Origin of the sequence: Draconibacterium halophilum (genome assembly GCF_010448835.1) — a bacterium.
Taxonomy (GTDB): domain Bacteria; phylum Bacteroidota; class Bacteroidia; order Bacteroidales; family Prolixibacteraceae; genus Draconibacterium; species Draconibacterium halophilum.
This window is the reverse complement of sequence record NZ_CP048409.1, coordinates 3,763,825-3,776,000: the sequence shown is the minus strand read 5'-3', so window position 1 is coordinate 3,776,000 and position 12,176 is coordinate 3,763,825. Positions and strand designations below refer to the sequence as shown.

13 protein-coding genes are annotated in these 12,176 nt (G+C 40.4%); 8 read left to right on the top strand and 5 right to left on the bottom strand.

The annotated features are described in order from the left end of the window. Nucleotides 1-36 precede the first annotated feature (36 nt). Genes floA through G0Q07_RS15250 form a run of 4 tightly spaced genes read right to left on the bottom strand, consistent with a single transcriptional unit; the run spans nt 37 to nt 3,218 of the window. The gene (gene floA, locus G0Q07_RS15265; RefSeq protein ID WP_163347736.1) at nt 37-1,026 is read right to left on the bottom strand and encodes a flotillin-like protein FloA; all 990 of its coding nucleotides are present in this window, start codon (nt 1,024-1,026) and stop codon (nt 37-39) included. 4 nt (nt 1,027-1,030) lie between these two features. Further along, nucleotides 1,031-1,501 carry an NfeD family protein gene (locus tag G0Q07_RS15260; RefSeq protein WP_163347727.1) on the bottom strand — a complete coding sequence of 157 codons (471 nt, stop codon included), beginning with the start codon at nt 1,499-1,501 and terminating at the stop codon, nt 1,031-1,033. Between the two features lie 5 nt (nt 1,502-1,506). Beyond that, nucleotides 1,507-1,785 carry an ATP-dependent Clp protease adaptor ClpS gene (locus G0Q07_RS15255; RefSeq protein ID WP_163347724.1) on the bottom strand — a complete coding sequence of 93 codons (279 nt, stop codon included), beginning with the start codon at nt 1,783-1,785 and terminating at the stop codon, nt 1,507-1,509. Continuing rightward, entirely contained in the window at nt 1,782-3,218 is a 1,437-nt protein-coding gene (locus G0Q07_RS15250) for a tetratricopeptide repeat protein (RefSeq protein WP_163347722.1), read from the bottom strand. The genes G0Q07_RS15255 and G0Q07_RS15250 overlap by 4 nt, the downstream gene beginning before the upstream one ends. Nucleotides 3,219-3,372: 154 nt before the next feature. Between G0Q07_RS15250 and bcp the strand changes: the two genes are divergently transcribed. The 8 genes from bcp to rpe all read left to right on the top strand — a co-directional run bounded on the left by bcp (nt 3,373) and on the right by rpe (nt 11,936). After that, on the top strand, nt 3,373-3,837 hold the full coding sequence (bcp, locus tag G0Q07_RS15245; protein WP_163347720.1) for a thioredoxin-dependent thiol peroxidase: 465 nt from the start codon (nt 3,373-3,375) through the stop codon (nt 3,835-3,837). Between the two features lie 12 nt (nt 3,838-3,849). Then, entirely contained in the window at nt 3,850-4,875 is a 1,026-nt protein-coding gene (gene recA / locus G0Q07_RS15240; RefSeq protein WP_163347718.1) for a recombinase RecA, read from the top strand. A gap of 121 nt (nt 4,876-4,996) precedes the next feature. Further along, nucleotides 4,997-5,248, top strand: coding sequence for an amino acid kinase family protein (locus tag G0Q07_RS21090; protein ID WP_262887971.1), 252 nt, complete (start codon nt 4,997-4,999; stop codon nt 5,246-5,248). 17 nt (nt 5,249-5,265) lie between these two features. Then, the gene (gene thrA / locus G0Q07_RS15235; RefSeq protein ID WP_262887970.1) at nt 5,266-7,416 is read left to right on the top strand and encodes a bifunctional aspartate kinase/homoserine dehydrogenase I; all 2,151 of its coding nucleotides are present in this window, start codon (nt 5,266-5,268) and stop codon (nt 7,414-7,416) included. Between the two features lie 108 nt (nt 7,417-7,524). Beyond that, nucleotides 7,525-8,730: a cofactor-independent phosphoglycerate mutase gene (locus G0Q07_RS15230; protein WP_163347715.1), complete on the top strand. Its 1,206-nt coding sequence runs from the start codon at nt 7,525-7,527 to the stop codon at nt 8,728-8,730. A 198-nt stretch (nt 8,731-8,928) separates the two neighbouring features. After that, the gene (thrC, locus tag G0Q07_RS15225; protein ID WP_163347713.1) at nt 8,929-10,242 is read left to right on the top strand and encodes a threonine synthase; all 1,314 of its coding nucleotides are present in this window, start codon (nt 8,929-8,931) and stop codon (nt 10,240-10,242) included. A 167-nt stretch (nt 10,243-10,409) separates the two neighbouring features. Continuing rightward, entirely contained in the window at nt 10,410-11,276 is an 867-nt protein-coding gene (locus tag G0Q07_RS15220; RefSeq protein WP_163347710.1) for a sigma-70 family RNA polymerase sigma factor, read from the top strand. A 9-nt stretch (nt 11,277-11,285) separates the two neighbouring features. After that, the gene (gene rpe, locus G0Q07_RS15215) at nt 11,286-11,936 is read left to right on the top strand and encodes a ribulose-phosphate 3-epimerase (RefSeq protein ID WP_163347708.1); all 651 of its coding nucleotides are present in this window, start codon (nt 11,286-11,288) and stop codon (nt 11,934-11,936) included. On the opposite strand, the gene G0Q07_RS15210 is transcribed toward rpe, so the two are convergent. Beyond that, complete coding sequence (locus tag G0Q07_RS15210) at nt 11,928-12,176, bottom strand: hypothetical protein (protein WP_163347706.1); 249 nt, start codon at nt 12,174-12,176, stop codon at nt 11,928-11,930. The genes rpe and G0Q07_RS15210 overlap by 9 nt on opposite strands.

Sequence of the window (12,176 nt, the reverse complement as noted above, 5' to 3'; positions counted from 1 at the left end):
CTGCAGCGGGCTTTTTGGGTTTATCATTAATCAGTTTTATTCGTCCTCGTCGGTGGTTTTGCTTTTATCATCATCCGCAATTGATTCGCGCATAGTGGTGTCAGCCATAATATTTTTGTATTTCATATAATCCATAATTCCCAGATTTCCACTTCGGAATGCTTCCGCAATTGCCAGTGGAACCTGAACCTCAGCTTCAATAACTTTTGCACGTGCTTCCTGTGCTTTAGCAATCATTTCCTGCTCAAGTGCAATTGCCATGGCACGGCGTTCCTCTGCTTTTGCCTGCGCAATATTTTTGTCAGCCCCAGCTTGGTCCATCTGTAGAACAGCTCCAATGTTTTTACCAATATCAATATCGGCAATGTCAATAGAAAGTATTTCGAATGCTGTTCCGGCATCCAGTCCTTTTTCAAGCACAACACGTGAAATAAAATCAGGATTTTCCAGCACTGCTTTGTGTGAATGCGATGATCCTATTGAGGAAACAATACCTTCACCAACACGGGCAAGAACAGTTTCTTCTCCTGCACCACCTACCAATTGCTTAATGTTGGCGCGAACGGTTACCCTGGCTTTTGCAATCAGCTGAATACCGTCTTTTGAAACAGCAGTTACAGGAGGTGTGTTAATTACTTTCGGATTCACCGACATCTGAACGGCTTCAAAAACATCGCGGCCTGCCAGATCAATTGCTGTAGCCATATTAAAAGGCAACTCAATATTTGCTTTTGCTGCAGATACCAACGCATGAACAACTCTTGCCACGTGGCCACCAGCCAGGTAATGCGCTTCCAGGGCATCGCGACTTAAATCAACATCGGCCTTGGCCCCTTCAATCATTGCGCGAACAATCACTCCCGGAGGAACTTTTCTGAAACGCATTAAAAATAATTGGATCAGCGAGATTCGTACGCCTGATACCAATGCTGAAAACCATAATCCTATCGGGATAAAATAAAGGATTATAAAAAGTAAAACGATTGACCCGATGATTAATCCCCAGGCACCTAATGCTTCTACCATATTTTTATTTCTTTAAAGGTTCAACGATAATTTTATTGAAATCTATTTTTAGAATTTTTATTTCGGTATTGTGATCGATAAATGATCCGGTGGATTGAGCTTCAACTATTTCTCCGTTAACTTTTATTTTGCCCATTGGAGCAAGCCGGCCAATTGATTTGCCTGTATCGCCAACAACAATTTTTTCCTTATTAATAAGCTCTAATTTTCCATCGATGTTTTTTTCCAGAATCATCTTTTTTCCTGTTCGCGATTTGAAAAAGTAGTAAATCATTGCAGGGGCAAGGATGAGTACAATGGCAAGAGTTATAAAACCGGGAAGTACTCCGTATTCGGCAAACGCCACATACACTGCTCCTCCTAAAAGAAGAAAACCGCCAATTCCGGCGATGGTAACTCCGGGGATCACTGCAAACTCGATGAGTAGCAGTATCAGGCCGAGAAGAATAAGCAAAATAATAGCAAGAATGCTCATATGTTTTAATCAATAGTTGCGTTTAATTCGCGCTCGATTAGTGCATCTTTCAATGGTTTTAGTGCATCAAATGCTCCTTTTTTTACATCGCATTTGCCTTTGTAATGAACCAGCATAGTACATTGCGTGGCCTGCTCGTAACCATGGCTGCAAACATCAATCAAAGCGTCAATCACATAGTCGAACGAGTGTACATCGTCGTTATGCAAAGTCAGGAAATTCTCTTCAACAACTCCTTCTCTAAAATCATCTTTTTGGATTTTTTTAGTCTCTTTCTGCGTCATTTGTCGTTTGTAATTTCTTTTGCTTCATTCAAAGTTATTCTTTTTCCGTTAAAATACGGTACAACATAGGCATCTTCTATACCTTCCCGGCGCACTTGTTCCTGCATTTTTACTGCATCACCATAGTTCGTAAGGTTTCCGGTTGTGTACACAACAATGCCATTTTCGTCGGTGTAATTTTCAATTTTACGAATATAAGATAACTTGTCGAATAATCGTTTTACATAGGCCGGTAAACCGCGGCTGTATGCGCCTAGTTGTATCTTGTATATCAATTCATCTTCGGGCGTTTGGTCGTTTTCGTTTGTTGAGCTTCGCTTTGTAGTAGCAATTGACGGTGCCACCAGAATAATAGAATCCGGTTCTTCCGGAGTTGAACTGGCATTATAAGCAGCTAAATATTCATCAGCCTGTTTGTGGAATGCCTGTTTTTCTTCGTAGGAAGCACTTTGCCAGTAGGCATTTTCTTTCTGTTGCGATTTTAGCAGCAATTCCTCTGAAGCTTCACGGAGTTGAAAAATATTTATCTCTTTATCAAGAATTTGTTTGCCCAAGGTTTGCCGCTCGGTATATGACGTTGCGGAGCCATATTTTTTTCGGAGTTCATCGGTTTCGCTAATTGTTTGCTCCAGCTCTTCTTGTTTGGCCCTTCCCTCTGTGTATAATTTTAATCCTTTTTTAGTTTTGAAAAAAGTAGTGTCGGGATAAGTGATCTCTGCATTAACGACGAAATTTATCGGCTCTGCTAATACTGCAATTTGTTCTTCAATAGCTTCCGGTTCAGCTACGGTTGAGTCGATAATTGTTGAGTCAGTTAAAACTGAATCGATTGTGGTAAAACTTTCTGTTGAATCAGTTGCTTCTGCTGCAATTGCTGTTTCGCCAATAACCGGGTTAAATGATTCGGGTTCCGATTCGCGTGGCACTGCTGTTGGCAGCATATCCGTTTCAGCAGTTTCAATTACCTCTTCTTCATGTTGCGCAAACGGATTAATTTTATCGCGGCACATCTGCATTTTTTCAGCAAGACCAACTTCTTGAGCCGTTGTATTATCGGTTTTTTCTTTGAATAAATTATAGTGTTTTAATGCCTCGTCCCAGCGGTTTTTTGCGTGGTACTGAACGGCAATATAATAATCGGTTTTTAATGGAGATTCACCCAAGCTTCCATTCAGCAGGGAAATGATTTCGTTGGTGCCGTAATGACCGTTTTCAGTGCGGCAGGCACCATAATAGTAATTAACCATCAGGTGGTCAGGGTTTTCATCCAGTAGCTTTTTAAGAATGAGCTCGGCATCAGCAAACTTGCCTTCTTCATACAAATGAATGGCTTGTGTAAGCAGATTTTCCTGGTTGCCTCCAAAAATGTTGTTGGATGCAAACAAAAAAACAGAGAGTATTGTTAGTAGTGCTGTTAGCTTTCTAAAAATCATAGTAAAAACCCGTTCTTTTTTGTGCATGTAAATCTACAAAAAAATGTATTTTTTCAGAGATTAAATTAAACTGAAGTAGCAGCTAAGATAAAGAATAGAACTGAAATTTATCATTTATTAAACTATATTTGTAAAATTGATTAATTCGTAAGACATGGCAGATTTAAAAGTTGGAGATAAGGCACCGGAATTTGAAGGTAAAAATCAAAATGGAGAGAAGATCGCACTAAAGGATTTTGCCGGCAAAAAACTGATACTTTATTTCTATCCGAAAGACAATACTCCCGGTTGTACGGCCGAATCGTGTAATTTAAACGACAACTACGACGCGTGGTTGGAAAAGGGTTTTGAAGTAGTGGGAGTGAGCCCCGATAGTGAAAAATCGCATCAGAAATTTATTGAAAAATTTGGCTTTAAATTCGACCTTATTGCCGATACCGAAAAAGAAATTCTGCAGGCATTTGGCGCGTGGGGTTTGAAGAAAAACTATGGCAGAGAATACATGGGCGTATTGCGTAAAACCTTTGTAATTGATGAAGAGGGCGTAATCGTCGATATTTTTGAAAAAGTAAAAACGAAAGACCACACCAATCAAATAATTGAATCATTAAATCTATAACCTAAGCTGAACATGACAAAAGAGGAGAGAGCTGAAATGAACAAAGAAAAGCTGAAAGCACTTCAGCTGACAATGGATAAAATTGAAAAGAGCTATGGAAAAGGCTCGATAATGCGTATGGGCGATCGGGCCGACGAAGATGTCCCCGCTATTTCATCCGGATCGATTGCGCTTGATGTGGCATTAGGTGTAGGCGGATTTCCAAAGGGCCGTGTAGTTGAGATTTATGGTCCTGAATCATCAGGTAAAACAACCTTGGCAATCCATGCAATTGCAGAGGCTCAAAAAGCCGGTGGAATTGCAGCGATGGTTGATGCCGAGCACGCTTTTGATCCATATTATGCACGTAAACTGGGGGTTGATATCGACGAGCTTTTAATTTCGCAACCCGACAACGGCGAGCAGGCATTGGAAATTACTGATAACCTGATTCGTTCAGGAGCTTTGGATATTGTTGTAATCGACTCGGTGGCAGCATTAACACCAAAAGCGGAATTGGAAGGCGAAATGGGAGACTCAAAAATGGGGCTTCAGGCACGTTTGATGTCGCAGGCACTGCGTAAACTTACGGCCAACATTAACAGAACAAAAACCTGTTGCATTTTTATTAACCAGTTGCGCGAAAAAATTGGTGTAATGTTCGGTAATCCTGAAACTACTACCGGTGGTAACGCACTTAAATTTTATGCATCGGTGCGGTTGGATATTCGCCGAATTGGCCAGGTTAAAGATGGTGATGAGGTGAGTGGTAACCACGTTCGTGTGAAAGTGGTGAAAAACAAAGTGGCACCGCCATTCCGCAAAGCTGAATTTGATATTATGTATGGCGAAGGAATTTCTAAATCAGGCGAAATTATTGATTTGGGCGTTCAGTATAATATTATAAAAAAGAGTGGATCGTGGTTTAGCTATGGCGAAACAAAATTGGGTCAGGGACGCGAAACAGTGCGTAGTTTGATTCTTGATAATCCCGAGCTGGCTCAGGAGTTGGAAACGAAAATTATTGAAGCCATTACCGGACCCACAACCACAGAATAGATAAAACTGATATAGACAGAATATACCGGGTGAATTGATTCTGTCGATTCATCCGTTTTTTTTTATTAGACAGACAAAGATTGAGTAATTTTTACAACTATTAATTTATAAAATATCCCGTATGAAAGTGTTGAAGTTTGGTGGAACATCCGTAGGTTCCGCCGCAAACATTAAACGAGTAAAGGACATTGTCCTCAACCAGAATGACGATGTTGTTGTGGTAGTTTCCGCTCTTGGCGGTATAACCGATAAAATTCTAATGGCAGCTCACAATGCTGCCTCAGGTACAGGCGACTTTCATACGGAATTTACGGAAATCAAGAGAATACACGATGATACTATTCGCGAACTTTTTAACGGATCGGGGCGGTAAAAGATAATGTTGATGCCTTGCTCGACGAATTGGAGAAATTGCTTACCGGTATTACTTTGGTGGGCGAGTTAACAACAAAAACACTCGACCGTATTGCTGGTCTTGGCGAGCGTATTTCGTCACATATTGTTGCTGAATTTATTGGTTGTCCCAGAAAAGATTCTTCCGAATTTATTCAAACTGATAGCAACTTTGGCAAAGCAACTGTTGATTTTGAAGTGACCAACATCAAAATTCAGGAAACTTTTGCAGGTTTTAAAGGAGCAGCAGTTGTACCCGGTTTTATTTCAAAAAATGCGAAAGGCGAATTTACCACGCTTGGTCGTGGTGGTTCCGATTTTACTGCATCTATTCTTGCTGCAGCCCTCGATGTTCAAATTCTGGAAATCTGGACTGATGTAAACGGATTTATGACTGCCGATCCGCGTGTTATTCGCAAAGCATATACCATTCCCGAGATTTCATACTCGGAGGCAATGGAGCTTTCGCATTTTGGTGCCAAAGTAATTTATCCACCAACAATTCTTCCGGTTTACCAAAAGGGAATTCCAATTCAGATTAAAAATACTTTTGATCCTGAAAACTCCGGAACCAAGATCGTTAAAGGTGTAAGAAATGGATTTGATCGGCCGATTAAAGGTATTTCATCTATTTCCGGAATTACACTGGTTACTTTGCAAGGGATTGGGATGGTTGGTGTCACAGGTATTTCAATGCGTTTATTTACTGCGCTGGCTAAAGTGAATGTAAATGTGATTCTGATCTCACAGGCTTCTTCTGAGAATTCAATTAGTGTGGCCATTGAAGAAAAAGCGCTTGATGTAGCAGAAGCTGCAATTCGCGAAGAATTTGAAAAAGAGATTTCGGGTGGACAGGTAAATAAAATTGAGCTCGAGAGTGGTGTTTCTGTTGTTGCTATTGTTGGGGGGAATATGAAACACACCACCGGTATTGCCGGAAAGCTATTCTCCACCATGGGGAAAAGTGGTGTCAATATTATTGCTATCGCGCAGGGGGCTTCGGAGTTAAATATTTCGTGGGTAGTTAAAAATGAAGACCTGCGGAAAACTCTTAATGTGGTGCACGAATCTTTCTTCCTGTCGGAGAATGTGGAGTTGAATATTTTCCTGATGGGAATAGGTACTGTTGGAGGGAATTTACTCGATCAGTTAAAACAACAGCAGGAGCGTCTTTTAAAAGAAAATCATTTACGATTGAAGTTAACCGGAATAGCCAATTCTAAAAAAATGCTTTTCAACCGTGATGGGATTGAAATAGAGACTTTTAAGGCACAACTCGATGCTTCGGAGAACAAATCTTCGCTGCAAGGCTTTGTTGACGAAATAAAGGACATGAACATTTATAACTCGGTGTTTGTGGATTGTACTGCCAACGATGAAGTTGCCGACCTTTACAAAGATATTTTAAGCTCAAATGTTTCCATTGTTACCGCCAATAAAGTGGCGGCTTCATCGGAGTACGACAACTACGCCGAACTGAAGAAAATCGCCAAAAAGAAAGGTGTAAAATTCCTTTTTGAAACCAATGTTGGTGCGGGACTCCCAATTATAAATACATTGAACGATCTGGTAAATTCAGGCGATAAGGTTTTAAGAATTGAAGCGGTTCTTTCAGGTACACTGAACTATATTTTTAATACAATTTCAACAGAAATTCCATTGAGTAAAACCATTAAACTGGCCAAGGAAGAAGGATATTCTGAACCCGATCCCCGTGTCGACTTAAGTGGTGTTGATGTGGCGCGTAAAATTCTGATTCTTGCCCGAGAGTCGGGATATCGTATTGAAATGGATGATATTTCAATCAACCGTTTTGTCCCCGAAGAACTTTTTGCCGGTAGTCTTGACGAGTTTTGGACGGGAGTACAGGAACTGGATGCCAAGTTTGAAACGGAACGAAAAAGGCTGGTAATTGAAAATAAAAAGTGGCGTTTTGTGGCTAAATTCGAAAACGGTAAAGCCGAAGCCGGATTGCAAGAGGTAGATTCATCTCATCCGTTTTACGACCTTGAAGGAAGTAACAATCTGGTGATGTACACAACCGAGCGCTACCAGGAATTTCCGATGCTGATTAAAGGCTACGGAGCCGGAGCTTCGGTAACCGCCGCCGGTGTTTTTGCGGATTTAATAAAAGTGTCGAACATTTAGAACAATTTTGCCATTAAAGGCTTTGATAAAAAAACAGTGTAAAAACTTTGAAGATCGGTTGTTAACTGCTGTCTCCTGACATCGCTCTTCTACTATTTTCTGAATAAAATGAAACACATAATTATACTTGGCGATGGTATGTCGGACGAGCCACTCGCAGCATATGGCGGAAAAACTCCGCTTCAAATGGCCAATAAGCCACACATCGATTGGTTGGCAAAAAACGGTCAGTCAGGCTTATTAAAAACCGTACCCGAAAGTATGCATCCGGGCAGTGAGATTGCTAATATGGCTGTTTTGGGATACAATGTTGAAAAGGTTTTTGAAGGCAGGGGAGTGCTTGAAGCTGCCAGCATGGGGGTTGAACTGCAACCCGGAGACCTGGGATTGCGTTGCAACCTGATTTGTGTTGAAGATGAGAAAATTAAAAACCACTCGGCCGGACATATTTCAACGGAAGAGGCGGAAGTACTGATTCAATATCTTAATGAGAAACTGGGAACAGACAGAATAAAATTCTATTCGGGTGTTTCGTACCGCCACCTCTTGGTAATAAAAGAAGGTATAAAGGATTTTTCTTTCACACCACCGCACGATGTTCCGGGAACACCGTTCCGAGATTGTTTGCCACAAGCAAAAACCGAAGCAGCAAAAGAAACTTCTGATTTGATTACAGAGTTAATTATGAAATCGCAGGAATTGCTCGAAAACCATCCCATAAACCAGAAACGTAGGGAAGCAGGGAAAGATGCAGGAAACAGTGTCTGGCCATGGTCGCCTGGTTATAAGCCAGCTATGCCAACGTTAAAAGAAATGTTCGGTATCGAAAATTCTGCGGTTATATCAGCAGTCGATCTGATTCATGGAATTGGTGTTTATGCCGGAATGAAAGTAATTCATGTTGAAGGGGCAACAGGTTTGTACGATACCAACTACGAAGGAAAAGCACAGGCTGCGATTGAAGCGCTGAACGAAAACGATTTTGTGTATTTGCATATTGAAGCCAGCGATGAAGCCGGCCACGAAGGTGATGTGGAACTCAAAACAAAAACGATTGAGTACCTTGATCAGCGTGTGGTAAAATACATTCTGGAAGAAACGGCAAAAATGGACGAGGAAGTGGCAATTGCCATTTTGCCCGATCATCCAACGCCTTGTGCACTTAAAACGCACACCCGCGATGCCGTGCCATTTTCCATTTATAAACCGGGAACAGAAGCCGATGCAGTGGAAGTTTACGATGAGTTTGATACGCATAATGGCGTTTTTGGAACGTTGGAAGGTGACCAATTTATTCGTACTTTTTTAAAGTAGTCCTTGCTTGTTTTAATTCTAAAGGTGTTAAGTTTCTGATATATGTCATGTTTTATGGGTGTCAGGAATTAAACCTTTAAAGTAAATCTATATTTTTGTTCGTGTAATGAAACAAGCTTATAAAATTGTATCCCATAAAATTGGGACACTTTAGGCGAGTTGCACCGAATGCCCCTAACAGTTTTAAATTGTTATGAGATGAAATACTATAGTACCAATAAAAATACCCCCGATGTTTCTTTAAAAGAAGCAGTTGTAAAAGGTTTGGCAGCCGATAACGGATTGTTTATGCCGGAGCGAATTGAAAAATTCGAACCTGCTTTTTTTGAAAATATCCAACACCTGTCGTTTCAGGAAATTGCTTTTGAAGTTGCAAATAAATTCTTTGGCGAAGATATCGAAGAGGCAAAACTAAAGGAGATAGTGTACGATACTCTTCAGTTTGATTGCCCGCTTGTAAAAGTTGCCGATTCTATTTATTCGTTGGAACTATTTCATGGGCCAACGCTGGCATTTAAAGATGTGGGAGCGCGTTTTATGGCGCGTTTGCTCCATCATTTTTTGGACAAGCAAGAAAAGTTGGTAAACGTTTTGGTGGCTACATCAGGCGATACCGGGAGTGCTGTTGCTAACGGTTTTCTGGGGGTTGAAGGCATTCATGTTTATGTGCTTTATCCAAAAGGGAAGGTTAGCACGATTCAGGAATCACAATTTACAACACTTGGGCAGAACATTACTGCGTTGGAAGTTGAAGGAACTTTCGATGATTGTCAGTATTTGGTGAAAACGGCATTTCTTGATGAAGAGCTGAATAAAAAAATGGTGCTTACATCTGCCAACTCGATAAATGTTGCCCGTTTTCTTCCACAGGCATTTTATTATTTTAATGCTTATGCGCGTTTAAAAGAAGCAGGGAAACTTGATGATAAAAAGTTGGTATTTTCAGTGCCCAGCGGAAACTTTGGCAATCTTACGGCCGGATTAATTGCTGCTGAAATGGGATTGCCGGTAAAACAGTTTATTGCTGCTAATAACGAGAACGATGTGGTTTTTCAATACCTTGAAAGTGGAGAATATAAACCACGCCCATCGGTTGAAACCATTGCCAATGCAATGGATGTTGGGGCACCGAGTAACTTTGCCCGTATTCTTGATCTTTATAAGAATGACCACTCGGTAATTGCCAAAAAGATTAAAGGTTACCGTTATTCTGATGAAGAAATTAGGAAGGTAATTCTAAAGGTTTACAACGAACAAGAATATTTGTGCGATCCGCACGGGGCATGCGGGTACCAATCGTTAAGCGAGTATTTGTCGGAGCATGAAGTTGGTGTTTTTTTAGAAACGGCACACCCGGCAAAGTTTACCGAAACAGTTGAAAAAGTTATTGGAAAAGGAGAAGTAAAATTACCTAATAAGCTTGCGGCCTTTATGAAAGGCGAAAAACAAAGAGAGCTAATGACCAGTGCATACGAAGATTTTAAAAGTTATCTTCAGAATAGGCCGGTTTAAATAGAAAAATTGAGTTGAACCGTAGGCCGATTTGTGTGTTTTTACTTAGTGATGGTAGATATAATGGTAAAATTATTAAATTTAACGTGTTACTTTTATCCCCTGAAGGTAATATTGTGTTGTAGGTCATCATTATTAAAAGAAATTAATGTTAACAAAAACAATTTATGAGACAACTAAAAATTACCAAACAGGTTACTAATCGCGACACCCTCTCGCTGGATAAGTATCTGCATGAAATTGGAAAGGTGGAATTGTTGTCTGCGGAAAAAGAAGTTGAGTTGGCTAAGCGAATTAAAAAAGGCGACCGCCAGGCTTTGGAAACGCTGATAAAAGCAAACCTCAGATTTGTTGTTTCTGTTTCGAAACAATACCAAAACCAGGGACTTAGTTTACCGGATTTGATTAACGAAGGAAATTTAGGCTTGATAAAAGCTGCAGAGCGATTTGATGAAACCCGTGGTTTCAAATTTATTTCATATGCCGTTTGGTGGATACGCCAGTCCATACTTCAGGCTCTGGCTGAGCAGTCGCGAATTGTACGTTTACCTTTAAATAAAATTGGTTCGATCAATAAAATCAATAAAGCGTTTAATAAACTCGAGCAGGAATTTCAACGCGAACCAACTGTTGATGAGGTAGCCGCGTTAATGGAATCAAAACCGGACCTGATAGAGGATTCCATGAACTTTTCAAATACACATGTATCCATGGATGCTCCGCTTCGTGAAGAAGAAGGAAACAGCATGTATGATGTGATGCTAAACGAAGATTCGCCAAACCCCGATGGGGAGTTAATGGATAATTCGCTACGTAAGGAGATTGAACGATCATTATCGACCTTGGGAGAGCGTGAAGCCGAAATTCTGCGGTATTACTTTGGATTAAAAGGGTATCAACCGCACACACTTGAAGAAATTGGTCATGTTTTTGGACTAACTCGTGAGCGCGTTCGACAAATAAAAGAAAAAGCAATTAAAAAACTAAAAAATCAATACCGCAACAGGTTACTAAAGGCATACCTGGGTAAATAAACTTAACTTATGAGAGCTTTCGTGGCACCCTCCATTCTGGCAGCTGACTTTAACAATCTTGGAAAAGAAATCGAAATGATCAATCAAAGTGAAGCTGATTATATTCACTGTGATGTGATGGACGGAGTGTTTGTTCCAAACATATCCTTTGGAATTCCGGTAATAAATCAGGTAAAGAAAATTGCTGAAAAACCATTGGATGTTCATTTAATGATCGTTGACCCGGATAAATTCATTGAACCTTTTGTTAAGGCTGGAGCATCAGTTCTTACCGTGCATTACGAAGCATGTAGTCATTTACATCGTACAGTTCAGTTAATAAAATCGTTCGGAGCCAAAGCAAGTGTATGTTTGAATCCGCACACCCCCGTAGCTGTTCTGGAAGATATTATTGGCGATTTGGATATGGTTTTGCTCATGTCGGTTAATCCTGGGTTTGGTGGCCAGCAATTCATCGAAAATACTTACAAAAAGGTTGGGCAATTGCGCAAAATGATTGATGAAACAAACGCGAATTGTACTATTGAAGTTGATGGTGGTATAAATTACGAAACAGGAAAAAATCTGCTTGATGTAGGTGCAAATGTTCTTGTGGCAGGTAGTTTTGTTTTTGGTGCCGATAATCCGGAAGAGATTATTTCAGGATTAAAATCACTCTGACCGGACAGCCGTTTCGTTACATTGATCAATATTTTTTTCGATAACCTTTTGAGGTAAGTCTCTTAAAGCACAGCCGGCTGCAGAACAGTCGGTGCAGTTGTGCTCTAGGCTAATTTTGTCCTTTTTAAAGTCATGTGTTTTTGCCTTTTTTACCGGTTTGAAAAAACGACGGTACATTTTTAATGCAGCCCAAAAAACGGCAGCAGCAATAATCAGGTATGTCAGAATTTCCTGGATCAT

Bases quoted from the DNA above. Each gene is read 5' to 3' on its own strand.
- floA (WP_163347736.1), bottom strand. From the start codon at position 1,026: ATGGTAGAAGCATTAGGTGCCTGGGGATTAATCATCGGGTCAATCGTT.
- G0Q07_RS15260 (WP_163347727.1), bottom strand. From the start codon at position 1,501: ATGAGCATTCTTGCTATTATTTTGCTTATTCTTCTCGGCCTGATACTG.
- G0Q07_RS15255 (WP_163347724.1), bottom strand. From the start codon at position 1,785: ATGACGCAGAAAGAGACTAAAAAAATCCAAAAAGATGATTTTAGAGAA.
- G0Q07_RS15250 (WP_163347722.1), bottom strand. From the start codon at position 3,218: ATGATTTTTAGAAAGCTAACAGCACTACTAACAATACTCTCTGTTTTT.
- bcp (WP_163347720.1), top strand. From the start codon at position 3,373: ATGGCAGATTTAAAAGTTGGAGATAAGGCACCGGAATTTGAAGGTAAA.
- recA (WP_163347718.1), top strand. From the start codon at position 3,850: ATGACAAAAGAGGAGAGAGCTGAAATGAACAAAGAAAAGCTGAAAGCA.
- G0Q07_RS21090 (WP_262887971.1), top strand. From the start codon at position 4,997: ATGAAAGTGTTGAAGTTTGGTGGAACATCCGTAGGTTCCGCCGCAAAC.
- G0Q07_RS15230 (WP_163347715.1), top strand. From the start codon at position 7,525: ATGAAACACATAATTATACTTGGCGATGGTATGTCGGACGAGCCACTC.
- thrC (WP_163347713.1), top strand. From the start codon at position 8,929: ATGAAATACTATAGTACCAATAAAAATACCCCCGATGTTTCTTTAAAA.
- G0Q07_RS15220 (WP_163347710.1), top strand. From the start codon at position 10,410: ATGAGACAACTAAAAATTACCAAACAGGTTACTAATCGCGACACCCTC.
- rpe (WP_163347708.1), top strand. From the start codon at position 11,286: ATGAGAGCTTTCGTGGCACCCTCCATTCTGGCAGCTGACTTTAACAAT.
- G0Q07_RS15210 (WP_163347706.1), bottom strand. From the start codon at position 12,176: ATGATCCAGGAAATTCTGACATACCTGATTATTGCTGCTGCCGTTTTT.